Below are 25,889 nucleotides of genomic sequence, written 5' to 3' on the forward strand. Positions count from 1 at the left end.
CGCAACAGCAGACCCGGCGCGGCGGGGAAATTCAATGAGAACGCCCCCTCTGTCCATGCCGTTTTCATTTGTGCTTCAGTGTCTTAGATAAATCTCCTGTTACGTAAGCTGAAGGTAAATTGCCGGTAAAGGCGCTTTGCTTAAGACACGCCAGTGCTTATCGTTCAGCCTCATGTAAAAGAAGCCCACGCGCCCAATGGTTGATCACTCAATGCAATCCTCCGCTCCCCGTAGTCCCCGTCGCTGGCTGTTTGGCCTGCTGGTTCTGTTGGTCATTGCTGCACTGTGCTGGAAATTCTGGCCCGGCAGCGCTGCGCCGAAGGAGGGGGCAGGGCAGAAGGCCGTGGCCGGACACACCGGCAAGGCGGGTGGGATGCGTCCGGGGTTTGGCGGGGCGACGGGTCCGGTTCCGGTGCGAGTGGCGCCAGCGGTCAAGGGCGATTTCCCTTTGTATTACAAGGCACTGGGCACGGTCACAGCGCTAAATACCATTAACGTGCGCAGTCGCGTTGGCGGTGAACTGGTCAAGATCTACTTCGAAGAAGGGCAAATGGTAAAAGCCGGCGACCAGCTTGCCGATATTGACCCGCGCCCTTACCAGAATGCCTTGCTCCAGGCCGAAGGCACCTTGCTGCAAAACCAGGCGCAGCTGAAAAATGCCCAGGTAGATGTCGAGCGTTATCGCGGCCTGTACCGCGAGGACAGCATCGCCAAACAAACCCTGGACACCGCTGAAGCACTGGTCGGCCAATATCAGGGCACGGTCAAGACCAATCAGGCAGCGGTCAACGACGCCAAGCTCAATCTCGAATTTACTAAAATCCGTGCCCCGATCGCCGGGCGCGTAGGCCTGCGTCAACTCGACGTCGGTAACCTGGTGGCGGCCAACGACACCACGGCATTGGCGATCATTACCCAAACCCAGCCAATCAGTGTCGCGTTCACCCTGCCGGAAAACAGCCTCGACGTTGTGCTGGCCCGCTATCGCAGCGGTGCCAAACTGCCGGCCGAAGCCTGGGATCGCGGTGACACCAAACTGCAAGCCACCGGCGTATTGCAAAGCACGGACAACCAGATCGATGTCACCACCGGCACCCTGAAATTCAAGGCGCGCTACGAGAACCGCGACCAGTCGCTGTTCCCTAACCAATTCGTCAATGTGCGCCTGTTGGCCGACACCCTCAAAGACGTGGTGCTCGCGCCTTCCGCCGCCATCCAGTTCGGCACCAACGGCACGTTCGTCTATGCCCTGGACGGCGACAAGAAGGTCAAGATTCGTCAGCTGAAAATCGGCGCCAGCGACGGTGACAACACCGTGGTCACCGAAGGTCTTTCGCCCGGTGACCGCGTGGTGCTGGAGGGCACTGATCGTCTTAAGGATGGCAGCGACGTGGAAGTGGTCAACAGCCCTGAGGCTGTCCCAACCAGCCCGGCCGGCCACCTGCAAGGCAAATCGGCAGCCAGCACGACTGAGCCGGCGGCCACCGACAAGGCGAAAAAGGGCGGAGCATGAATCTCTCGCGGCTGTTCATCCTTCGCCCGGTAGCGACCACCCTGAGCATGCTGGCCATTGTTCTGGCCGGCATGATCGCCTATCGCCTGCTGCCCGTGTCGGCATTGCCCCAGGTCGATTACCCGACCATTCGCGTGATGACGCTCTATCCCGGTGCCAGCCCGGATGTCATGACCAGCGCCGTGACCGCGCCGCTTGAGCGGCAGTTCGGTCAGATGCCCGGCCTGACGCAAATGGCCTCCACCAGTTCTGGCGGCGCCTCGGTATTGACCCTGCGCTTCAGCCTCGACATCAACATGGACGTCGCCGAACAACAGGTGCAGGCCGCGATCAACGCCGCAACCAACCTGCTGCCCAAGGACTTGCCGGCCCCACCGGTGTACAACAAGGTCAACCCGGCGGATACGCCGGTGCTGACCCTGGCCATCACTTCCAAGACCATGCTGTTGCCCAAGCTCAACGATTTGGTCGATACGCGCATGGCGCAGAAAATCGCCCAGATCAGCGGCGTCGGTATGGTCAGCATCGCGGGCGGTCAGCGTCAGGCAGTGCGGATCAAGGTCAACCCCGAAGCGCTGGCGGCCAACGGCTTGAACCTCTCGGATGTGCGCACACTGATCGGCGCCTCCAACGTCAACCAGCCCAAGGGCAACTTCGACGGCCCGACCCGGGTTTCGATGCTCGATGCAAACGATCAACTGACTTCACCCAAGGACTACGCCAACCTGATCCTGGCCTACGCCAATGGCGCGCCGTTGCGGCTCAAGGACGTCGCCGAGATCGTCGACGGTGCTGAAAACGAACGCCTGGCGGCATGGGCCAATGAAAACCAGGCGGTATTGCTGAACATCCAGCGCCAGCCCGGGGCCAACGTCATCGAAGTGGTGGACCGGATCAAGGCGCTGCTGCCGAGCATTACCGACAACCTGCCGGCCGGCCTTGAGGTCACGGTGCTGACCGATCGCACCCAGACCATTCGTGCTTCGGTCAAAGATGTGCAACACGAGTTGCTGATCGCTATCGCCCTGGTAGTAATGGTGACTTTCCTGTTCCTGCGTCGGGCCAGCGCCACGATCATTCCGTCGGTGGCCGTGCCGCTCTCGCTGATCGGCACCTTCGGCGTGATGTATTTGGCAGGTTTTTCGGTCAACAACCTGACCTTGATGGCCCTGACCATCGCCACCGGTTTTGTGGTGGACGATGCGATCGTCATGCTGGAGAACATTTCCCGATACATTGAAGAGGGTGACAGCCCGCTAAATGCGGCGCTCAAGGGCGCCAAGCAGATTGGCTTCACGCTGATTTCCCTGACCCTGTCGTTGATCGCAGTATTGATCCCGCTGCTGTTCATGGCGGACGTGGTGGGGCGGTTGTTCCGCGAGTTTGCAATCACGCTGGCGGTGGCGATCCTGATTTCCCTGGTGGTGTCCCTGACCTTGACACCGATGATGTGCGCGCGGCTGCTCAAGCGTGAACCCAGGGAAGATGAGCAGGGCCGTTTTTACCGTGCCAGTGGCGCGTTCATCGATTGGATGATCGCGGCTTACGGGCGCAAATTGCAGTGGGTGCTCAAGCATCAACCGCTGACGCTGTTGGTGGCTATCGGCACCCTGGCGTTGACGGTGTTGCTGTACATGGTTGTGCCCAAGGGTTTCTTCCCGGTGCAGGACACCGGCGTGATTCAGGGCATTTCCGAGGCACCGCAGTCGATTTCCTTTGCGGCGATGAGTGAGCGTCAACAGGAACTGGCCAAGGTCATCCTGACCGATCCAGCGGTCGAGAGCCTGTCGTCCTACATTGGTGTGGATGGCGACAACTCGACACTCAACAGTGGTCGCCTGCTGATCAACCTCAAATCCCACAGCGACCGTGACCTGAGCGCGACTCAAGTGATTGCCCGCCTGCAACCGGAACTGGACAAACTGGTCGGCATTCGTCTGTTCATGCAGCCGGTGCAGGACCTGACCATCGAGGACCGTGTCAGCCGCACGCAGTATCAATTCAGCATGTCGTCACCCGATTCCGAACTGCTTAGCCTGTGGAGCGGGCGTCTGGTGGAAGCGCTGGCGCATCGGCCAGAGCTGACCGACGTCGCCAGCGACTTGCAGGACAAGGGCTTGCAGGTCTACCTGATCATCGACCGTGATGCTGCCTCGCGGGTCGGGGTGTCGGTTTCGAACATCACCGATGCGCTGTATGACGCCTTCGGGCAACGGCAGATTTCCACGATCTACACCCAGGCCAGCCAGTACCGCGTGGTGCTGCAATCGCAGTCCGGCGAGAAGATCGGCCCGCAAGCGCTGGACCAGATTCACGTCAAGACCACGGATGGCGGGCAAGTGCGCTTGTCCAGCCTGGCGCACATCGAAGAACGTCAAGCGCAATTGGCGATCACCCACATTGGCCAGTTCCCGGCGGTGATGATGTCGTTCAACCTCGCGCCCGGCGTGGCGTTGGGGCATGCGGTGCAGATCATCGAGCAGGTGCAGAAAGACATCGGTATGCCGATCGGCGTGCAGACCCAATTCCAGGGCGCAGCCGAGGCTTTCCAGGCGTCGCTGTCGAGTACCTTGCTGCTGATTCTGGCGGCGGTGGTGACCATGTACATCGTGCTGGGCGTGTTGTACGAGAGCTACATTCACCCGATCACCATTCTCTCGACCTTGCCCTCGGCGGCGGTCGGCGCCTTGCTGGCGCTGATCCTCAGCGGTAATGACCTGGGAATGATCGCGATCATCGGCATCATCCTGCTGATCGGCATCGTGAAGAAAAACGCGATCATGATGATCGACTTCGCCCTCGATGCTGAACGCAACCAGGGTATGGACCCGGAAACAGCAATCTATCAGGCCGCGCTGCTGCGTTTCCGACCGATTTTGATGACGACGCTGGCAGCCTTGTTTGGCGCAGTGCCCTTAATGCTGGCCACCGGTTCCGGGGCTGAATTGCGTCAGCCATTGGGCCTGGTGATGGTCGGTGGTTTGCTGGTAAGTCAGGTGTTGACGCTGTTCACCACGCCGGTGATTTACCTGTACTTCGACCGCCTCGGTCGGCGTTGGGGCCACAAGTCTGAGCCCGTGGAAGCGGTAGAGCAGCCATGAATCTCTCCGGACCTTTCATCAAGCGCCCGGTCGCGACCATGTTGCTGAGTCTGGCGATCATGTTGCTGGGCGGCGTGAGCTTCGGCCTGTTGCCGGTGTCGCCGCTGCCACAAATGGATTTCCCGGTGATCGTGGTCCAGGCCAGCTTGCCTGGCGCCAGCCCGGAAGTCATGGCGTCAACCGTGGCCACGCCGCTTGAGCGCTCCTTCGGTGCCATCGCCGGGGTCAACACCATGAGCAGCCGCTCCAGCCAGGGCTCGACCCGGGTGATCCTGCAATTCGACCTCGACCGTGACATCAACGGTGCAGCGCGGGAGGTGCAGGCGGCGATCAACGCTTCGCGCAACCTGCTGCCCAGCGGCATGCGCAGTATGCCGACCTACAAAAAGGTCAACCCGTCCCAGGCGCCGATCATGGTGCTGTCGCTGACGTCGGATGTGCTGGAAAAAGGCCAGCTCTACGATTTGGCTTCGACGATTTTGTCCCAGAGCCTGTCGCAGGTGCAGGGCGTCGGTGAAGTGCAGATCGGCGGCAGTTCCTTGCCGGCGGTGCGCATCGAACTCGAACCCCAGGCGCTCAATCAGTACGGAGTAGCGCTGGATGACGTGCGCAACACCATCGCCAACGCAAACGTGCGCCGCCCTAAAGGTTCGGTCGAAGATGACCAGCGGCTGTGGCAGGTGCAGGCCAACGATCAACTGGAAAAAGCCAAGGACTACGAGTCGCTGATCATCCACTACAACGGCGGCGCGGCCCTGCGCCTGAAGGACGTGGCCAAGGTCAGCGACGGTGTTGAAGACCGCTACAACAGCGGCTTCTTCAATGATGACGCGGCAGTGCTGCTGGTGATTAACCGGCAGGCCGGCGCCAACATCATTGAGACGGTCAATGAGATCAAGGCCCAGTTGCCGGCGTTGCAGGCAGTACTGCCGGCCAGCGTCAAACTGAACCTGGCGATGGACCGCTCGCCAGTGATCAAGGCCACGCTGCACGAAGCGGAGATGACCCTGCTGATCGCCGTGGCCCTGGTGATTCTGGTGGTGTTCCTGTTTCTCGGTAACTTCCGCGCGTCACTGATTCCGACCCTGGCGGTGCCGGTGTCGCTGGTTGGCACCTTTGCGGTGATGTACCTGTACGGATTTTCGTTGAACAACCTGTCGTTGATGGCACTGATCCTGGCCACGGGCTTGGTGGTCGATGATGCCATCGTGGTGCTGGAGAACATTTCCAGGCACATCGACGAAGGTGTGCCGCCGATGAAGGCCGCTTACCTCGGCGCCCAGGAAGTTGGTTTTACCTTGCTGTCGATGAACGTTTCGCTGGTGGCGGTGTTCCTGTCGATCCTGTTCATGGGCGGGATTATCGAAAGCCTGTTTCGTGAGTTTTCGATCACTTTGGCAGCCTCCATCGTGGTCTCGCTGGTGGTCTCGCTGACGCTCACCCCAATGCTCTGCGCCCGCTGGCTCAAGCCGCACACGCCGGGCGAGGAAAATCGCCTGCAACGCTGGAGTCAGGGGGCTAACGAATGGTTGGTCGGCAAGTACGCGACCAGCCTCGACTGGGTGCTGCGTCATCGTCGCTTGACCTTGCTCAGCCTGATCGTAACGGTTGGCGTCAACGTTGCCCTGTATGTGGTGGTGCCGAAGACGTTCCTGCCGCAGCAGGACACTGGCCAGCTCATCGGTTTCGTACGTGGTGATGACGGCCTGTCGTTCAGCGTGATGCAGCCGAAAATGGAAATTTTCCGCCGCGCCGTGCTCAAGGACGAAGCAGTGGAAAGCGTCGCCGGCTTCATCGGCGGCACCAACGGCACCAATAACGCGTTCATGCTGGTGCGCTTGAAGCCGATCAAGGAACGCAACCTGTCCGCGCAAAAAGTCATCGAACGTTTGCGCAAGGAAATGCCCAAGGTGCCCGGCGCGCAATTGATGCTGATGGCCGACCAGGACCTGCAATTCGGCGGTGGCCGTGAGCAGACCACCTCCCAGTATTCCTACATCCTGCAAAGCGCTGATCTTGGCGAGCTGCGCGAGTGGTATCCGAAAGTGGTCACGGCGCTGAAGGCCTTGCCGGAACTGACGGCGATTGATGCCCGGGAAGGTCGCGGCGCGCAACAAGTGACGCTGATCGTCGATCGCGATCAGGCCAAGCGCCTGGGTGTCGACATGGACATGGTGACGGCGGTACTCAACAACGCCTACAGCCAGCGGCAGATTTCGACCATTTATGACAGCCTCAACCAGTATCAAGTGGTGATGGAGGTCAACCCGAAATACGCCCAGGACCCGATCACCCTTAAACAAGTGCAGGTGATTACCTCCACGGGTGCGCGAATTCCTCTGTCGACCATCGCTCACTACGAAAATAGCCTGGAAGACGATCGGGTCAGTCACGAAGGCCAGTTTGCCTCCGAAAGCATCTCCTTCGACATGGCCGAAGGGGTCACGGTGGAGCAGGGCACGGCGGCCATCGAGCGGGCGATTGCCATGCTCGGGATGCCGGAAGACGTGATCGTGAAGATGGCCGGCACCGCGGACGCCTTTGCCGCCACCCAGAAGAGCCAGCCGTTCATGATTCTCGGCGCGCTGGTGGCGGTGTATCTGGTGTTGGGTGTGCTGTATGAAAGCTACATTCATCCGCTGACCATTCTTTCGACCTTGCCTTCGGCCGGGGTCGGAGCGCTGTTGTCGATCTACGCGCTGGGCGGCGAGTTCAGCCTGATCTCGTTGCTGGGCCTGTTCCTGCTGATCGGCGTGGTGAAGAAAAACGCCATTCTGATGATCGACCTGGCGTTGCAACTTGAACGCCAGCAAGGCATGGCACCGCTGGAATCGATCCGTAACGCCTGTTTGCAACGTTTGCGGCCGATCCTGATGACGACGCTGGCGGCGATCCTCGGTGCCGTGCCGTTGCTGCTAAGCCGTGCCGAAGGAGCGGAAATGCGCCAACCGCTGGGCCTGACCATCATCGGCGGGCTGATCTTCAGCCAGGTGCTGACCCTTTACACCACCCCGGTGGTTTATCTCTATCTCGACAAGCTGCGCCATCGCTTCAACCACTGGCGTGGGGTGCGCACCGATGCTGCTCTGGAAACTCCGCTATGACTGACCGTTCGCTTTTCAATCTGGCTGCACCGATCATCACGGCCCGAGGCTCACGCTTGTTGAGCTTGTCGCTGTGCGTGGCGATGCTCAGTGCCTGCGCTGTCGGCCCCGACTACCAGCGCCCGCAAACCGCTGCGCCGGTGCAGTACAAGGAAGCGACAGGCTGGCGTCAGGCCAACCCGAGCGATTCCCTGGCGCGCGGTGCGTGGTGGGAGCTGTATGGCGATCAACAGCTCAATGGCCTGATCGAGAAACTTAACAGCTCCAACCAGACAGTCGCCCAGTCCGAAGCCCAGTACCGTCAGGCCCAGGCACTGGTCCGCAGCGCCCGGGGCGCGTTTTTCCCGACGGTGGACCTGACTGTCGGAAAGAACCGTTCCAGCCAGGGCACTGGCAGCAGCAGCTCAAGCCTGACCAGTTCTTCCAGTGGTATTCGCGACACCTATACCGCTCAGGCCGGCGTCAGTTGGGAAGCGGATGTCTGGGGCAAACTGCGCCGAGGCCTCGAAGCGGATACCGCCAACGCCGAAGCAGGCTATGCCGATCTCGCGGCGATGCGTTTGAGCCAGCAGTCGGAACTGGTGCAGAACTACCTGCAATTGCGCGTGATCGATGAGCAGAAACGCTTGTTGGAGGCGACGGTCGAGGCCTATCAGCGCTCGCTGAAAATGACCGAAAACCAATACCGCGCCGGCGTCTCCGGCAAGGACGCGGTGGCTCAGGCACAGACGCAGCTCAAGAGCACCGAGGCGGACATGGTCGATCTGATCTGGCAGCGCGCCCAGTTCGAACACGCCATCGCCGTGCTGATCGGGCAGCCGCCGGCCGAGTTTAGCCTGGCGGAAATTCGCAACATCCCGACGCTGCCGCAGGTGCCATTGAGCCTCCCGTCGCAGTTGCTGGAGCGTCGTCCGGACATTGCCTCCGCCGAGCGTTCGGTTATGGCCGCCAACGCCAACATTGGCGTGGCCAAAGCCGCTTATTATCCGGACCTGACGCTGAGCATGAATGGCGGTTACAGCAGCAGCACGTATTCCAACTGGATCAGCCTGCCGAACCGCTTCTGGTCGGTCGGCCCGCAATTGGCCATGACCCTGTTCGACGGTGGCCAGCGCTCGGCGGAAGTCGATCGCAGCGAAGCGGCCTACGACGAAACCGTGGCCAAATACCGCCAGACCGTACTCGACGGTTTCCGGGAAGTGGAAGACTACCTGGTGCAACTCAAGGTGCTGGAAAACGAAGCCGGTGTGCGACAGCAAGCCCTGGATGCGGCGCGTGAATCCTTGCGTTTGACCCAGAACCAGTACAAGGCGGGGTTGATCGCTTATCTCGATGTGGTCGTGGTGCAGGCCACGGCGCTGAGCAACGAACGTACTGCGTTGAACCTGTTGCAGAGCCGCTTGATTGCCAGCGTGCAGTTGATTGCCGCGTTGGGTGGTGGCTGGGACGGCCAACTCGAAGTAAGCAACAACTGACACTCCCCATGTAGGAGCTGTCGAGTAAAACGAGGCTGCGATCCTTTGATCTTGTTCTTCAAAAATCAAAATCAAAAGATCGCAGCCTCGTTTTACTCGACAGCTCCTACAGGTCTTATGGGCTGAGTTAGAGCGGTTTACGGCCGATCAAACGAGCGTTTCATCGGCTTGATGGCCCTTTGCTAATTTTGTGAGTGCGTTCTCATTTGGAATCAGTACAATCGCCGGATTTGCCCTGCCGAGAATGAATGCCATTAACGGGGGGAACTCGCGAGAAGTCTCATGCTCATCGGTAGCTATTCCCCCACGCTGGTTATCATCTCGCTTTGTGTGGCGATTCTCGCCTCATACACCGCGCTCGACCTGACCGGTCGCATTGCCACCGCAAAGGGGCGGGCCGTGCATTTGTGGACGGCGGGCGGCGCTTTTGCGATGGGTATCGGCGTGTGGTCGATGCATTTCATTGGCATGCTTGCGTTCAAATTGTCCATTGATCTGGGTTACGACATCACCCTTACAACGCTGTCACTGTTAATCGGCATTCTGTCTTGCGGTTTTGCCCTGTGGCTGGTCAGCCAACCGCAATTGCCGGCGTGGCAACTGGCTTTCGGTGCGCTGGTGATGGGCGCCGGGATCAGTGCCATGCATTACACCGGCATGGCCGCCATGCGCATGCAGCCCGGTATTGATTACGACCCGACGCTGTTCAGCGCGTCGTTGCTCATTGCGGTAGGCGCCTCCGGTGCAGCGTTGTGGATCGCATTCCACTTGCGTCAGCACACGCCTTATGTGCGCCTGATCCGTGGCGGCGCGGCGGTCATTATGGGCATCGCCATCGTAGGGATGCATTACACCGGCATGGCGGCTGCACGCTTTCCGGATGGCAGCTTTTGCGGCGCCGCCGTCGACGGTCTGAACGGCAAGGGCCTGGACAACCTCGTGTTGATCACCACCCTGGCGGTGTTGAGCATTGCCTTGTTGACCTCGATTCTCGATGCACGCCTCGAAGCTCGCACTGCAAGCCTTGCCCAGTCCCTGACCGAGGCCAACCGCGAACTCACCCAATTGGCGCTGCACGACACCCTGACCGGCCTGCCGAACCGCGTGCTGCTGGCCGATCGCATCGACCAGGCGATGTCCAGGGTTGACGCCGATGGCAATTGTTTTGCGTTGATGTTCATCGACCTGGACGGGTTCAAACCAGTCAACGATGCGTTCGGTCACCACATGGGCGACCTGTTGTTGCGCGAAGTCAGCCTGCGACTGCGCGAGGATCTGCGTAACCAGGACACCCTGGCGCGGATCGGCGGCGATGAATTCGTGCTGCTGGTGCAACTGAGCGAGCCGAATGATGCCCTGAGCCTGGCAGCGCGACAGGTCGGGTTGATCGCTCGTTCGTTCCGGGTGGCCGAACATGATCTGCAGATTTCGGCCAGCGTCGGCATTGCGCTGTATCCGGGCAACGGCCAGACCGCCCATGAATTGCTGATGAACGCCGACGCGGCGATGTATTCCGCCAAAGGCGCGGGCAAAAATGGCTACCGCTTTTTCGATGCGTCGATGAACAGCAATGCGCGCAAGCAACTGCAACTGCTGCAAGACTTGCGCAATGCCGTGGACCATCAAGAGTTCAGCCTGTATTACCAGCCGAAGTTCGACGCCAGCAACGGTCGCCCGGTCGGCGCCGAGGCATTGTTGCGCTGGGAACACCCGACCCAGGGCATGTTGCTGCCGGACAAGTTTATCGAGCTGGCGGAAAAAACCGGGCTGATCATTCCGATTGGCGAGTGGGTGCTCAACGAAGCCTGCCGCCAAATGCGCGAGTGGTACGTGCTCGGCTATACCGACTGGCGCATCGCGGTCAACCTTTCGGCCTTGCAGTTCTGCCATGCCGGTTTGGTGCAGAGCGTCGCCAAGGCACTGGCCACACACCATTTGCCGGCCAACAGCCTGACCCTTGAAATCACTGAAACCACCGCCATGAGCGACGCCGATGCGAGCATGACGGTGCTGCAGGAACTGTCGGAAATGGGCGTCGATTTGTCCATTGATGACTTTGGAACCGGCTATTCAAGCCTGATGTACCTCAAGCGACTACCTGCCAATGAATTGAAGATCGACCGTGGGTTTGTTCGCGATCTGGAGCGTGACAGCGATGACGCGGCCATCGTTTCCGCCATCGTCGCGCTGGGTCAGGCGCTGGGCCTGCGGATCGTTGCCGAAGGCGTGGAAACCGGTTCGCAGCAAGACTTCCTGACCCAACTCGGTTGCGACTCGTTGCAGGGTTATCTGCTCGGTCACCCGCTGCCGGCTGAGCGTTTCATGGTGGAAATTCACCGCTCGGAGCAATTGGCGCTCGCCTGAAAAACCTTTGTGGCGAGGGAGCTTGCTCCCGTTGGGCTGCGAAGCGGCCCCTGCGATCTAAGTCGACACCGCGTCGCATGAGGCATGACGACTGCTTCGCAGCCGAGCGGGAGCGAGCTCCCTCGCCACATTGACTGACGACAGTCCCATGCAAAAACCGAAAATGGCGGTTATTCTTCCCCCGGACCGCTTACGCTTGAAACGGGGAAAGCTTGCATGGACAAAGTCATCGTCATCACCGGCGGCAGTCGCGGCATCGGCGCCGCCACAGCCCTGTTGGCCGCCGAACAAGGCTATCGGATCTGCATCAACTATCAGGCCGATGAACAAGCGGCGCAAAGTGTGCTGGACCAAGTCCGCGCCCTCGGTGCGCAAGCCATCGCCGTGCGCGCCGACGTCAGCATCGAAGATGAAGTGATCGCGCTGTTCCACCGAGTGGACACCGAACTCGGCCGCGTCACCGCACTGGTGAACAACGCCGGCACCGTCGGGCAGAAGTCGCGGGTCGACGAAATGTCCGAATTCCGCATTCTCAAAATCCTCAAGACCAACGTCCTGGCACCCGTTCTGTGTGCCAAACACGCGATCCTGCGCATGTCGCCCAAACACGGCGGGCAGGGTGGCAGCATCGTCAACGTCTCTTCGGTAGCCTCGCGACTGGGTTCGCCCAACGAGTACGTCGACTACGCCGCCTCCAAGGGCGCGCTCGATAGCTTCACCATCGGCCTGTCCAAGGAAGTGGCGGGCGAAGGCATCCGCGTCAACGCTGTGCGCCCCGGCTACATCTACACCGACTTTCACGCATTGAGCGGCGATCCGGACCGGGTCAGCAAGCTGGAGTCGGCCATTCCGATGGCTCGCGGTGGGCGGCCGGATGAAGTGGCCGAAGCGATTATCTGGTTGCTGTCGGACAAGGCGTCGTATGCGACGGGGACGTTTGTGGATTTGGGTGGTGGGCGGTAATTGAAGTCTTCAGGGTGACCATCCTGTTATTTGTGACAGTAGACGCGACTGACGAGCGCGCCTAGATTGGCGTTGAGCCGCGCAACCTGAATGCTGCGTGCGCAAAGGCCTTGCAAGGATGGGCGCCCCGCACATGGACACTCATACACCGTCGATCAACGTTGTTGAGCCTCGCGGGTTGGCCATTCGTGCCGTGGCTTATCACCGGTGCGCGGCCGGGGATCCTCTTGAAGCGCGAGTGACGCATCAGCATCACGATGCGGCCGGTCGGCTTATTCGCCAGCGCGATCCACGATTGTTTGCGTTGGCGCAGTTTGATCCATCGGTGCCGGCGAATCTGTCCACGGTTTTCAGCCTGTCGGATCAGGCGCTCTGCACTGACAGTGTCGATGCGGGGTGGCAGCTTGGTTTGTTCGGTGCCGCTGGGCAGGCGCTTGAGGCGTGGGATCAGCGCGGTTGGCATCGTCGTACCGAACATGATGCGTTGTTGCGACCGCTAACGGTGTTTGAGCGAGGTGCTGGGGATTCGGAACGCTGTGCCGAGCGGATCAGTTGGGGCGGTGCCGGACACGATGACCTTCAGCACAATCGCTGTGGCCAACTGACGCGACACGACGATCCAGCGGGTAGTCGGTTGATTGCCGAGTACGGGCTGTCAGCGGCGGTGCTGGTTGAAGTGCGACATTTCCTGAGCAGTCTTGATCCGCCTGACTGGCCTGTAGCCGAAGCTGATCGTGACGATTTGCTGGAGCCAAACGATGGCGCACAGTCTTCCTGGCACTTCTTGGCTTCCGGCGAAGTTTCGCATTCGACGGATGCCAAAGGTCATACCCAACATTTCGTCTACGACCGCGCCGGTCTACTGCACTCTGTTGGGTTGCAACGCGCCGGCCAGCCCACTGCCGACACGCTGGTCAATGCCGTCGAATACAACGCCTTCGGCCAAGTGGAACAGGAACTGGCCGGCAACGGCATGCGCACCACCAGCGCTTATGACTCCGCCAATGGGCATCTGACGTTCCTCGGTACACAAGGCCCCGACCAAAGTTTCCTGCAGAAGCTCAGCTACGACTACGACCCGGCCGGCAACATCACCGCTATCACCGATGCTGCATTACCCATCCAGTATTTCGCCAACCAACGCATCGACCCGGTGCGGCGCTTCGTCTACGACACGCTGTATCAATTGATCAGCACCACCGGCTGGGAAACCGCCAAGCCCTCATTAGGTCCCGCATTGCCCGAATGGCAGGCGTTTGGCCCGCCGGACGCCAGCCGCTGGTGCAACTACAACGAAACCTATCACTACGACGCAGCGGGCAATTTGCTGGAACGCATCCACCACGGCGCGCTGGACGACACCTTGAACATGCGAGTAGCGCCGCACAGCAATCGCAGCGTCAAGGATCAACCGGGGCGGGTGCTGGATGAATTGTTCGACGCCCGCGGCAATCTGCTGGAACTGCAACCCGGTCAAGGCTTGCAGTGGAACGGGCGCAACCAATTGGCAGAAGTCACTCAAGTCGCCCGCCTCAACAGGGCCGCCGACGTGGAGCGCTATGGCTACGACGCCGAAGGCAATCGCCTGCGAAAGTGGCGCACCGTAGCGGCTAAATCCGTCACCCACACCGCTGAGGTGCGCTACCTGCCGGGCATCGAGTTGCACAGTAACAGCGCCACCGGGGAGCAGTTACAAGTCATCAGTGTTCAGGCCGGCCGCTGCACGGTGCGCCTATTGCATTGGGACAGTCCACCGCCCACGGGGTTGGAAAACGATCAACTGCGTTACTGCTTCGACGACCACCTGGGGTCGAGTGCTTTCGAGGTGGATGCCCGGGCGAAAACCATCAGCCAGGAAGTGTTCTACGCCTTCGGCGGTACGGCGTGGCTCGCGGGGCGGCATGAGGTGGAAAGCAGTTATAAGACCATTCGGTATTCAGGGAAAGAACGGGATGCGACGGGGCTTTATTACTATGGGGCGCGGTATTACGCGCCATGGTTGCAGCGCTGGTTGAATCCGGATCCGGCGGGGGATGTGGATGGGTTGAATTTATATCGGTTTGTGAGGAATAGTCCGGTTAAGTTTTTTGATCGACAAGGCTACTTCCCAGTATTAAGGAGTTATCTCGATTTTCGACTTGAAAGGCGCTTGGGAATTCGTCAAATAGTGCTCTGGCGGGGAATGAAAGATATAGAAAGGAATGCGCCTGAGATGGCGAAGGTTTTAAACGAAAGTATTGTAATGGCTAAGTCCGCAATAAAGGGAGCATTTGAAAGCATTTCCAATCAAAATTTCAATGCGCGAACATATAAGGCTTATTTTGGGTTGTTTCAGTCAGGTGATAGGGATGAGCTAAAAGAACGGTATCAGAGAATATTACTTAACCTTGATAGATTAGAATCGAAACCATCTAAGATTGTCACTTTTCGGGATGCAGGGGGAACTTATGAAAGGGTAAACGCGTTTATTAATAATTTAGATCGTAGACATAAAATTTATATAAATGAAAGACATCTGTTAGGTCGGTCAGTCGCGGAGTTGGCGCAAACTTTAATTCATGAAGCAAGCCATCAAAGTAGAGATGGTTATTCGTTGGATTATTATTATATTGTCCCTAGTAGTGCTGAAAGAGCCAGGGCAAAGTTAAAATTTGGTGGGGGTGGAGATGTAGTGTTCAGTGTGGCGATGGAGAGGAATTCAAAAAAAATGTTATCGGGCAACGCCGAGGATATTGATTTGCCAGAAGCCTCGGAAGATTTTATTCTAGAAGCACGTGGTGCTAATCCTGCAAATGCTTTGCATAAATATAATAACAATCCTGCGCTTCGCAGTCGGATGGCTCGAAACAATGCGGACAGTCTTTCTGGCTTCGCTATGTCTTCGATGATAATGTCCAATTGGTCCAAAAACGACCGTAATGCGCGTTCGTGAAAAGTTTATTTCAGTATATTTATTAAAACGACCGCACAATCCGCCCCAACGTCTCCATCGCCTTCTCCGAACCCTCATCCCACGGCCCCCCATAATTCAACCGAATACAATTCCTGAATCTTTGCGTCGGCGAAAATATCGGGCCCGGCGCAATGCTGATTCCCTGTGCCAACGCCATCTGAAACAACTTCAACGAATCCATTTGCTCTGGCAATTCCAGCCATAAAAAGTACCCACCTGCTGGCTGACTGACGCGTGTCTGCGCCGGAAAGTGGCGGGCAATGGCTGCGAGCATGGCGCTTTGCTGGTCTTCCAGCGCGTGGCGCAATTTGCGCAGGTGCCGATCGTAGCCGCCGTGTTGCAGGTAATCAGCAATGGCGGCCTGGGCCGGCATCGAGGCGCATAACGAAGTCATCAGTTTCAGCCGTTCGATTTTCTGCGCATAACGCCCTGCGGCAACCCAGCCGATGCGATAGCCGGGCGCAAGACTTTTGGCGAACGAGCCGCAATGCATCACCAAGCCTTCGGTGTCGAAGGCCTTGGCCGGTTTCGGTGCCTGCTGGCCGTAATACAACTCGGCGTAGACATCGTCTTCGATCAGCGGCACTTGGTGGGTGCGTAGCAATTCCACCAGTTCCTGTTTCTTCGCCTCGGGCATGGTTGAGCCCATGGGGTTCTGGAAACTGGTCATGCACCAGCAGGCCTTGATCGGGTGGCGTTCAAGGGTTTGCGCCAACACGCCGAGGTCGATGCCATCGCGCGGATGCACCGGGATTTCCACGGCTTTGAGTTTCAAGCGTTCGAGTATTTGCAGGCAGGCGTAGAACGCTGGGGCTTCGATGGCCACCAGATCGCCGGGTTGGGTGACCGCTTGCAGGCACAGGTTCAGAGCTTCCAGTGCGCCGTTGGTGATCAGCAGTTCTTCCATGGGCAACATCAGCCCGCCGACCATGTAGCGCAGGGCGATTTGCCGACGCAGTTGCGGGTTGCCCGGCGACATGTCGGTGACCACCATGCGCGGGTCCATCTCGCGGCTGGCACTGGCCAGTGAGCGGGATAGCCGTTGCAGCGGGAACAGGGTAGGGCTCGGGAACGCCGAGCCGAAGGGCACGGTGTTCGGGTCTTTGATCGAGTCGAGCACCGAGAACACCAGTTCGCTGACGTCGACTTCGGTGGACTCGTTGACCTGGCTACTGATGACCGGCTCGGAAAAGGGACGCGGTGCATGGGCGTTGACGAAATAGCCGGAGCGCGGCCGGGCGCGGATCAAGCCGCGACGTTCGAGCAGGTAATAGGCCTGAAACACCGTGGACGGGCTGACGCCGTAGGTCTGGCTGGCGTAGCGCACTGACGGTACGCGTTGGCCGGGACCAAGGACGCCGGAGCGGATCAGTTCAGCGATGTCGTCGGCGAATTTTTCGTAGCGTTTCATCGATTGCCCGATTTGCTGTCATTTATTGAAGAATGGGTAAAAAGTCAGACCGTCAAGATCGCAGCCTTCGGCAGCTCCTACAGTGGATCGGCGTACCCATTTAGGCGCTGCCGAAGGCTGCGATCTTTCAGGCTCTGCATCTTAAAGGCTCAACGATTCATTGGCGCAACAAACCGGCTCTTCGCCACGCTGTAGATATCAGGCTCATCGCTGTCGGCGACTTTGAAACTGATACTTTGCGAACTGCTGCTCGGCCGTTCAGTGGTCATCGCCACCGACACCGGCACATCGACAATCTCACCCGGTGCCAGGGTCAGTTCAGTCTTGCCTTGCAACTGGAAGCCGTCGCTGTCGAGCAAGGTGACGCGGTAGTCCTGGCGTTGCTGAGTCTTGTTAATGACCTTCAGGCTGTAGATGTTTTCGATCTGCCCCTGACTGTTCTCGCGGAACAGACCACGGTCTTTGCTCACGTCCAGTGACACCATTGGCCGTTCGACCAAGGCCAACACCAGTGCGCCGATCATCACCAGCAGCACGGCGCTGTAGCCGATCAATCGGGGCCGCAGCAGGTGCGTCTTGCCACCTTGCAACTGATGCTCCGAGGTATAGCTGATCAGCCCGCGAGCGTAGCCCATCTTGTCCATGATCGAATCACAAGCATCGATGCATGCAGCGCAGCCGATGCATTCCATTTGCAAACCGTCGCGGATGTCGATGCCGGTCGGGCAGACCTGCACGCAGAGCTGGCAGTCGATGCAATCGCCCAAACCGACTTCGGCGGGTTTGACCTCACGTTTGCGCGGGCCACGGTTTTCGCCGCGGGCCACGTCGTAGGAAATGGTCAGGGTGTCTTTGTCGAACATCACGCTCTGGAACCGCGCATACGGGCACATGTGCATGCACACCGCTTCACGCAGCCAGCCGGCATTGATGTAAGTGGCGCCGGTGAAAAACAGTACCCAGAACAGGCTGGTGCCGCTCATTTGCAGGGTCAGCAGTTCTTCGGCCAAGGGCCTGATCGGAGTGAAATAGCCAACAAAAGTCAGGCCGGTCAGTAGGCTGATGGACAGCCACAGGGTGTGCTTGGCCGAGCGACGCATCAGCTTGTTCAAGCCCCAGGGCGCGGCTTGCAGCTTGATGCGCTGGTTGCGTTCACCTTCGGTGATTTTCTCGCACCACATGAAAATCCAGGTCCAGGAACTCTGCGGGCAGGTGTAACCGCACCATACGCGGCCGGCGAACACGGTGATCGCAAACAGGCCGAATGCGGCGATGATCAACAGCGCCGAGAGCAGGATGAAATCCTGCGGCCAGAAGGTTGCGCCGAAGATGTGGAATTTGCTTTCGCCAAGGTCCCAAAGCACCGCCTGACGGCCGCCCCAATTCAACCACACCGTGCCGAAAAACAGCAAAAACAGAAACCCCGCGCCGCTCATGCGCAGGGTGCGGAACAAACCGGTGAAGCTGCGGGTGTGGATCAGGTTGTCGCTGGATTTGACCTTCATCTTTGGACGTGAAGGTTCAAAGGTCTCTACGGTTCGGACGGGGATTCTTTCGCTCATGGTCTTTCGCTCATCAGCCTCCATCAGGCATGAGCACTATGAGCGGCGATCTGTTTGCATAACAGACTCAGGTCTTGCAATAAAAACCGGATCAGATGCGCTGTGCGGCGACCCTGCGACAAGTTGAAGCACCTGCTGTGGCAGCCCGCAGACGGCTATAACAGACGCCTGCGGTCGGCGTCAGTCAAATCACCGAATCACTGTCAGTGGCCTTCAGATGCTTACGGCCATCGACCGCGCCTGCTACGGTCAATGCGTCGGCTTCTGCTTCGGTGATGTAAACGCGCTGGCCGTTGAGTTCCACGGCCGACATGGCTTTGGCCGAGTCGGTGATGATGGTGACGTCGGGGCACAGGCGAATTTCTTCGCCATTTTCGGTGGTGAAAAAACAGGTCTGGTTCTCGATGCGCACAGTCATAGCGTGATCCTTTTTATCAACGGGTACTTGAGCGTTAGGGCATTCGTTTCGGCCATCGTTCTGTGCAACCGATTAATGGTCGGCGCGGTCCATCCTCCATAGCCCTTTACAAGGACAACCGCATGAACGCCTGGTGGCATGAAGTCTGGATGACCCTGCAAGCCGAGTTCGCCGATATCGGCGACGCCGCGCAGTTGACGCGCATTACCGTGCGCCTGTTGATTGCGGCGATCCTGGGCGGGATTCTCGGTTTCGAGCGCGAGCACAAGGGCAAGGCTGCGGGTGTACGCACCCACATGCTGGTCGCGCTCGGTGCGGCGCTGTTTGTGTTGGTGCCGCAGATGTCCGGCTCCCAGGCGGATGCCATGAGCCGGGTGGTGCAGGGTGTGATCGCCGGGATCGGCTTCCTCGGTGCAGGCACCATTCTGAAAAATCATGAAGGCGACGAAGGTCACGTCAAGGGCCTGACCACCGCCGCCGGGTTGTGGATGACCGCTGCCATCGGCGTTTCGGCCGGGTTGGGTCGGGAAGCGACCGCGGTGTTCAGCACCTTGCTGGCGTTGGCGATTTTCAGCGTAATGCCGAGGATTGTGAAACTGCTCGATAAAGACCGTGCCCCCCTGTAGGAGCTGTCGAGTGCAACGAGGCTGCGATCTGTTGATTTTGATCTTTACAGAATCGCCGAGGCGTCACAGATCAGGAGCAGGATCAAAGGATCGCAGCCTCGTTGCACTCGGCAGCTCCTACAGGGTTTTGGTCAGGGATGGACGATCGATTTTCAGCATGATGCTGAGTTTTGTGAAACCGCTCCATAAAGACCGTGCCCCCCTGTAGGAGCTGTCGAGTGCAACGAGGCTGCGATCTGTTGATTTTGATCTTTATAGAGTCGCCGAGGCGTCATCGATCAGGAGCAGGATCAAAGGATCGCAGCCTCGTTGCACTCGGCAGCTCCTACAGGGTTTTGGTCAGGGATGGACGATCGATTTTCAGCATGATGCTGAGTTTTATGAAACCGCTCCATAAAGACCGCGATCCCCTGTAGGAGCTGTCGAGTGCAACGAGGCTGCGATCTGTTGAATTTGATCTTTACAGAGTCGCCGAGGCGTCACAGATCAGGAGCAGGATCAAAGGATCGCAGCTTCGTTGCACTCGGCAGCTCCTACAGGGCATTGGGTCAGGGATTGACGATTACCGGCGGCATGGTCGTCGGTGGTTCTTCTCGTGGCGGTGGCTGGGTGCCCGGCGGCTCTTGCTCGGGTACGGGTTGCGGGTCGGTCGGCGGTATCACCGGGTTGTCGATATTCGGATCAGGCGTTTCACCCGGGAAAGGATTGGTCATTGTTCAAGCCTCCAGTGGCACATGGCGTGAGTCGTGCTTAAGTTGGTTGACCACTGCGCAACGGATTTGATTCCAGCCAATTGCCGATGAACTTTTCCCAGCACCTATCGCTCGGAACCTAAGTGAGTTCATTGGGATGACAACCAGACACAAGAGCGTCCTTGGGGCGTTAAGGAGAGATGCTCGATGACTGCTGAAAAGCCGACTGAGTTGAGCTACAACCCGCACATGCCGCTGTCACAGGCTCTGTTGCTGCCGCGTATCGTGATCGAAAACACCATGCCGATCCTCGAAGGCGGGCAGTTCGCCGTCAAGGCTGTGGTCGGCCAAGACGTAGTGGTGACGAGCAAGGTGTTTGCCGACGGTCATGACAAACTCGCCGTGCGGGTGCGCTGGCATGCCGATGGCGATGAGGTCTGGCAAAGTGAAGTCATGACCGACCTGGGCAACAACGGCTGGCAGGGCCGCTTTCGTGTGTTGGATCAGGGCCGGTATGTGTTCTGTATCGAAGCCTGGATCGATCAGTTCGCCAGCTTCCGTTACGAGCTGGAAAAAAAACACAACGCCGCCGTACCCGTCAGCCTGGAATTACAGGAAGGTCGGCTTCACGTGCAGCAAGCTGCCGAACGCACCGAGGGCCAACTCAGCGAACAGCTGGCAGCGTTGCACCATGAATTGTCCGGGCTGCTCGAAACCGAGCAGGTCGCGCTGTTTCTGCACCAGCGTAGCGCCGAGTTGATGGCCCAGGCCGATCACCGCGCTTACCTGAGCCTGAGCCCCGAGTACCCGTTGGATGTCGAGCGGGAACTGGCGCAGTTCGCCAGTTGGTATGAATTGTTTCCGCGTTCGATCACCGACAATCCCGCCCGTCACGGCACCTTCAATGACGTGCATTCACGGTTGGCGATGATTCAGGACATGGGTTTCGACGTGTTGTACTTCCCGCCGATCCACCCGATCGGACGCAGCTATCGCAAAGGCCCAAACAATTCCCTGACGGCCGGGCCGAACGATCCCGGCAGCCCCTACGCCATTGGCAGCGAAGAGGGCGGTCACGAAGCGATACATTCCGAGTTGGGCAGCCGCGAGGACTTCCGCCGTCTGGTGGTGGCGGCGGCCGGGCACGGGCTGGAAATCGCTCTTGACTTCGCCATCCAGTGTTCCCAGGATCACCCTTGGCTCAAACAGCATCCGGGCTGGTTCAACTGGCGCCCGGACGGCACCATCAAATACGCCGAGAATCCGCCGAAAAAATATCAGGACATCGTCAACGTCGACTTCTATGCCGTCGAGGCGATTCCCAGTCTGTGGACCGAGCTGCGCGACATCGTCGTCGGATGGGTCGAGGAGGGCGTGAAAATCTTTCGCGTCGACAACCCGCACACTAAACCACTGCCGTTCTGGCAATGGCTGATCGCCGACGTTCGTGCGCTGTACCCCGAAGTGATCTTCCTTGCCGAAGCCTTTACCACGCCAGCGATGATGGCGCGGCTGGGCAAGGTCGGTTATTCCCAGAGCTACACCTACTTCACCTGGCGCAACACCAAGCAGGAACTGGCGACCTACTTCACGGAGCTCAATGAATCGCCGTGGCGCGAGTGCTACCGGCCGAATTTCTTCGTCAACACACCGGACATCAACCCGGCGTTCCTGCATGAATCCGGGCGCCCCGGCTTTCTCATTCGTGCGGCGCTCGCGACCATGGGCTCGGGCCTGTGGGGCATGTATTCCGGATTCGAGTTGTGCGAATCGGCGCCGGTGCCGGGCAAAGAGGAATACCTCGACTCCGAGAAGTACGAGCTCCGCCCACGGGACTTCACCGCACCGGGGAACATCATTGCCGAGATCGCCCAGCTCAACCGCATCCGCCGCCAAAACCCGGCGCTGCACAGCCATCTGGGACTGAAGGTCTACAACGCCTGGAACGACAACATTCTGTACTTCGGCAAGCGCAGCGCCGATGGCAGCAATTTCATTCTGGTCGCCGTCAACCTTGATCCGCATCACCCGCAGGAAGCGAATTTCGAATTGCCGTTATGGGAAATGGGCCTGCCCGATGATGCCAGCACCCAGGGCGAAGACTTGATGAACGGTCATCGCTGGACCTGGCACGGCAAGTACCAGTTCATGCGGATCGACCCGGCGTATCAACCGTTCGGGATCTGGCGCATTACCACATCTTGAAATGATCCCCCTGTAGGAGCTGCCGAAGGCTCGGGCCGCGTTCGGACGATCTTTTGATCTTGATCTTTGCAATTTGTGATTCAGCAAAAAACAAGATCAAAAGATCGCAGCCTGCGGCAGCTCCTACCAGGGGATCGGCGAATCAACAGGAGTTTCAAATGGCGAAGAAACCCAAGGCAGCCACTTTCATCAAGGACCCGCTCTGGTACAAGGATGCGGTGATTTATCAAGTTCACGTCAAATCCTATTTCGACTCCAACAACGACGGGATCGGTGATTTTCCCGGCCTGATCGCCAAACTCGATTACATTGCCGACTTAGGCGTCAACACCATCTGGCTCCTGCCGTTCTACCCCTCGCCACGCCGCGACGACGGTTATGACATCGCCGAGTACCGTGGCGTCCACAGCGACTACGGGACCATGGCCGACGCCAAACGCTTTATCGCCGAGGCGCACGAACGCGGATTGCGGGTGATCACCGAACTGGTCATCAATCACACTTCCGACCAGCACGCGTGGTTCCAGCGTGCGCGCAAGGCCAAGAAAGGTTCGGCGGCCCGGGATTTCTACGTGTGGTCCGATGACGATCAAAAGTACGACGGCACCCGCATCATTTTTCTCGACACCGAAAAGTCCAATTGGACCTGGGACCCGGTCGCCGGCCAGTACTTCTGGCACCGTTTCTATTCCCACCAGCCGGACCTTAATTTCGATAACCCGCAAGTCATGAAAGCCGTGCTATCGGTGATGCGTTACTGGCTGGACATGGGCATTGACGGTCTGCGCCTCGACGCCATCCCGTACCTGATCGAGCGCGATGGCACCAACAACGAAAACCTGCCCGAGACCCACGACGTACTCAAACAGATCCGCGCCGAAATCGACGCCAATTACCCGGACCGCATGCTGCTGGCCGAGGCCAATCAATGGCCGGAAGACACGCAGCTGTATTTCGGCGACACCGATAAAAAAGGCCTGAACGGTGACGAATGCCACATGGCGTTCCACTTTCCGCTGATGCCGCGCATGTACATGGCGTTGGCCCAGGAAGATCGCTTCCCGATCACCGACATCCTGCGCCAGACCCCGGAGATTCCTGCCAATTGCCAATGGGCGATTTTCCTGCGCAATCACGATGAATTGACCCTTGAAATGGTCACCGACAAAGAGCGCGACTACCTGTGGAATTACTACGCGGCCGACCGTCGAGCGCGGATCAACCTGGGGATTCGCCGGCGTCTGGCGCCATTAGTGGAGCGCGACCGGCGACGCGTAGAACTGCTCAACAGCCTGTTGCTGTCGATGCCGGGTACGCCGACCTTGTACTACGGCGATGAAATCGGCATGGGCGATAACATTTATCTCGGCGATCGCGACGGCGTGCGCACGCCGATGCAATGGTCCATCGACCGCAATGGCGGCTTCTCCCGTGCCGATCCGGCCAGTCTGGTGTTGCCGCCGATCATGGACCCGCAATACGGCTACCTGTCCGTCAACGTCGAAACCCAGGCCGGCGACCCGCATTCGCTGCTGAACTGGACCCGGCGCATGCTCGCGGTGCGCAAGCAGTCCAAGGCTTTCGGGCGCGGCACGCTGAAAATGCTGTCGCCGAGCAATCGACGGATTCTGGCCTACACCCGCGAATTCACCGGGGCGGACGGCAAGCACGAAATCATCCTGTGCGTGGCCAACGTGTCCCGCAGCGCGCAAGCCGCCGAGTTGGACCTGTCGGCCTATGTCGGCATGGTGCCGGTGGAAATGCTCGGCGGTAATGCGTTCCCACCCATCGGCCAGTTGAATTTCCTTCTGACCCTGGCACCTTACGGCTTCTATTGGTTCGGTCTCGCCGCAGAAAACCAGATGCCGAGTTGGCACGTGGAACCGGCGCAGAGCCTGCCGGACTTCACCACCCTGGTGCTGAAAAAACGCATGGAAGAACTGCTCGAAGCGCCGTCTCGCGCCATGCTGGAGCAGGGCATCTTGCCCAACTGGCTACAGAACCGCCGCTGGTTTGCCGGCAAGGATGCGGCCATCGAACAAATTCATCTGGCCTACGGTGTGCGCTTTGGCGATGCGCAGCACCCGGTATTGTTGAGTGAAATCGAAGTCACCAGCGGCGGCCAGACCAGCCGTTATCAACTGCCGTTCGGCTTCATTGCCGAAGACCAGGTCGGTACGGCGTTGCCGCAGCAACTGGCGCTGTCACGGGTCCGCCGTGGGCCTCAGGTCGGTTTGATCACTGATGCATTCAGCCTCGAAGCCTTTATCCGCGCGGTCTTGAAGGGCATGCAGAACAACACCGTGTTGCCTTCGGACGGTGGCGAAATCCGCTTCGAACAGACCGACGAATTGGCCAGGTTGGGCCTCACGGCGGAATCGGAAGTGCGTTACCTGTCCGCCGAGCAATCGAACAGCTCAGTGGTGATTGGCAACAGTCTGGTGCTGAAACTGATCCGTAAAGTCGCCTCGGGTGTGCACCCGGAGCTGGAAATGAGCGCCTTTTTGACCCGCGCCGATTTCCGCAACATCTCGCCGCTGCTGGGCGCCGTGGTTCGAAAGGATGCCGCTGGCGAAGACAATTTGTTGATGATCGCCCAAGGCTACTTGAGCAATCAGGGCGATGCCTGGGAATGGACGCAAAACAATCTGGAACGGGCGCTGCGTGATGAGTTGGCGGACGCCATGTCCGAGCAGGAACAACACTACAACGCCCTCGGCGAATTGAAAGATTTCGCTGCCATGCTAGGTCAGCGCCTGGGGGAAATGCATCAGGTGCTGGCAGTGCCGGGCAACAATCCGGACTTTGATCCGCAAATCACCACACAAAAAGATGCGCTGAGCTCGGCCAAGGACGTCACGGCGCAAATCGAGCACGCGTTGAAACTGCTCAAGCAGCATCAAAATGAACTGAACCCGTCGGACAAAAATCTGGTCAGCCAATTACTGGACAACAAAAAAGCCATCCTCAGTCATGTGCAAACCTTGGGCAAACAGACGGCGGGTGGCTTGCGGATTCGTGTGCACGGCGACTTGCACCTGGGGCAGGTGCTTGTGATCAAGGGTGATGCCTACCTGATCGACTTCGAAGGTGAACCGGCGCGACCGCTGCATGAGCGCCGGGGCAAACACAGTCCGTATAAAGATGTGAGCGGCGTTTTGCGATCTTTCGACTACGCTGCGGCCATGGCCATTAACGTGCACAACGTTGATAACACTGCAGAAGCTCGCGCGGCTCGGCAACGGGTTTCCGATCGCTACCTGAGTGAGGCGCGCGCGGCATTCGTCGACGCTTATCGGCTGGCGGCAGCTAGTCTTGGCCATGCATGGCAAGATCCTGAAGGCGAAGACGCCGCACTGGCGTTATTCGGCCTGGAGAAGGCAGCGTATGAAGTGGCCTATGAGGCAGAGAATCGCCCCGCCTGGCTAACCGTGCCGTTGCACGGTTTGTACGGGTTATTGAATGGGCTCAAACCCTTTTCCGATCTTGGTGGAGAGTAGTC

14 protein-coding genes are annotated in these 25,889 nt (G+C 58.9%); 10 read left to right on the top strand and 4 right to left on the bottom strand.

Annotated features, from left to right (window positions below; translation table 11 throughout):
• Positions 1 to 196 precede the first annotated feature (196 nt).
• From KUF73_RS08440 to KUF73_RS08470, 7 genes are all read left to right on the top strand, one after another.
• Positions 197 to 1,513 carry an MdtA/MuxA family multidrug efflux RND transporter periplasmic adaptor subunit gene (locus KUF73_RS08440; RefSeq protein WP_218437581.1) on the top strand — a complete coding sequence of 439 codons (1,317 nt, stop codon included), beginning with the start codon at positions 197 to 199 and terminating at the stop codon, positions 1,511 to 1,513.
• The gene (locus KUF73_RS08445; RefSeq protein ID WP_218437582.1) at positions 1,510 to 4,614 is read left to right on the top strand and encodes an MdtB/MuxB family multidrug efflux RND transporter permease subunit; all 3,105 of its coding nucleotides are present in this window, start codon (positions 1,510 to 1,512) and stop codon (positions 4,612 to 4,614) included. Before KUF73_RS08440 ends, KUF73_RS08445 begins: the two co-directional genes overlap by 4 nt.
• Positions 4,611 to 7,718: an efflux RND transporter permease subunit gene (locus tag KUF73_RS08450; RefSeq protein ID WP_218437583.1), complete on the top strand. Its 3,108-nt coding sequence runs from the start codon at positions 4,611 to 4,613 to the stop codon at positions 7,716 to 7,718. The genes KUF73_RS08445 and KUF73_RS08450 overlap by 4 nt, the downstream gene beginning before the upstream one ends.
• The gene (locus KUF73_RS08455; RefSeq protein ID WP_218437584.1) at positions 7,715 to 9,193 is read left to right on the top strand and encodes an efflux transporter outer membrane subunit; all 1,479 of its coding nucleotides are present in this window, start codon (positions 7,715 to 7,717) and stop codon (positions 9,191 to 9,193) included. The genes KUF73_RS08450 and KUF73_RS08455 overlap by 4 nt, the downstream gene beginning before the upstream one ends.
• Positions 9,194 to 9,475: 282 nt before the next feature.
• Positions 9,476 to 11,557, top strand: a complete 2,082-nt coding sequence (locus tag KUF73_RS08460) for a bifunctional diguanylate cyclase/phosphodiesterase (RefSeq protein ID WP_218437585.1) — start codon at positions 9,476 to 9,478, stop codon at positions 11,555 to 11,557.
• 216 nt (positions 11,558 to 11,773) lie between these two features.
• On the top strand, positions 11,774 to 12,520 hold the full coding sequence (locus tag KUF73_RS08465) for an SDR family oxidoreductase (RefSeq protein ID WP_218437586.1): 747 nt from the start codon (positions 11,774 to 11,776) through the stop codon (positions 12,518 to 12,520).
• Between the two features lie 133 nt (positions 12,521 to 12,653).
• Positions 12,654 to 15,452, top strand: coding sequence for an RHS repeat-associated core domain-containing protein (locus KUF73_RS08470; RefSeq protein WP_218437587.1), 2,799 nt, complete (start codon positions 12,654 to 12,656; stop codon positions 15,450 to 15,452).
• Positions 15,453 to 15,474: 22 nt separating this feature from the next.
• On the opposite strand, the gene mapR is transcribed toward KUF73_RS08470, so the two are convergent.
• The 3 genes from mapR to KUF73_RS08485 all read right to left on the bottom strand — a co-directional run bounded on the left by mapR (position 15,475) and on the right by KUF73_RS08485 (position 18,864).
• Positions 15,475 to 16,884 (bottom strand): GntR family transcriptional regulator MpaR, encoded by a 1,410-nt coding sequence (mapR, locus tag KUF73_RS08475; protein ID WP_218437588.1) that lies wholly within the window; start codon positions 16,882 to 16,884, stop codon positions 15,475 to 15,477.
• Between the two features lie 149 nt (positions 16,885 to 17,033).
• A complete protein-coding gene (gene ccoG, locus KUF73_RS08480) occupies positions 17,034 to 18,446 on the bottom strand; it encodes a cytochrome c oxidase accessory protein CcoG (protein WP_218437589.1) in 1,413 nt (470 codons plus the stop codon).
• Between the two features lie 184 nt (positions 18,447 to 18,630).
• Positions 18,631 to 18,864, bottom strand: coding sequence for a DUF3203 family protein (locus KUF73_RS08485; protein WP_218437590.1), 234 nt, complete (start codon positions 18,862 to 18,864; stop codon positions 18,631 to 18,633).
• A 122-nt stretch (positions 18,865 to 18,986) separates the two neighbouring features.
• Between KUF73_RS08485 and KUF73_RS08490 the strand changes: the two genes are divergently transcribed.
• The gene (locus tag KUF73_RS08490) at positions 18,987 to 19,490 is read left to right on the top strand and encodes an MgtC/SapB family protein (RefSeq protein WP_218437591.1); all 504 of its coding nucleotides are present in this window, start codon (positions 18,987 to 18,989) and stop codon (positions 19,488 to 19,490) included.
• Between the two features lie 548 nt (positions 19,491 to 20,038).
• On the opposite strand, the gene KUF73_RS08495 is transcribed toward KUF73_RS08490, so the two are convergent.
• A complete protein-coding gene (locus KUF73_RS08495) occupies positions 20,039 to 20,203 on the bottom strand; it encodes a hypothetical protein (RefSeq protein ID WP_218437592.1) in 165 nt (54 codons plus the stop codon).
• 186 nt (positions 20,204 to 20,389) lie between these two features.
• On the opposite strand from KUF73_RS08495, the gene KUF73_RS08500 reads away from it, so the two are divergent.
• Positions 20,390 to 22,387: an alpha-1,4-glucan--maltose-1-phosphate maltosyltransferase gene (locus KUF73_RS08500; protein WP_218437593.1), complete on the top strand. Its 1,998-nt coding sequence runs from the start codon at positions 20,390 to 20,392 to the stop codon at positions 22,385 to 22,387.
• A gap of 158 nt (positions 22,388 to 22,545) precedes the next feature.
• Complete coding sequence (gene treS, locus KUF73_RS08505) at positions 22,546 to 25,887, top strand: maltose alpha-D-glucosyltransferase (protein ID WP_218437594.1); 3,342 nt, start codon at positions 22,546 to 22,548, stop codon at positions 25,885 to 25,887.
• The last annotated feature ends 2 nt before the right edge of the window (positions 25,888 to 25,889 follow it).

Origin of the sequence: Pseudomonas sp. PD9R, assembly GCF_019200975.1 — a bacterium.
Lineage (GTDB): Bacteria > Pseudomonadota > Gammaproteobacteria > Pseudomonadales > Pseudomonadaceae > Aquipseudomonas.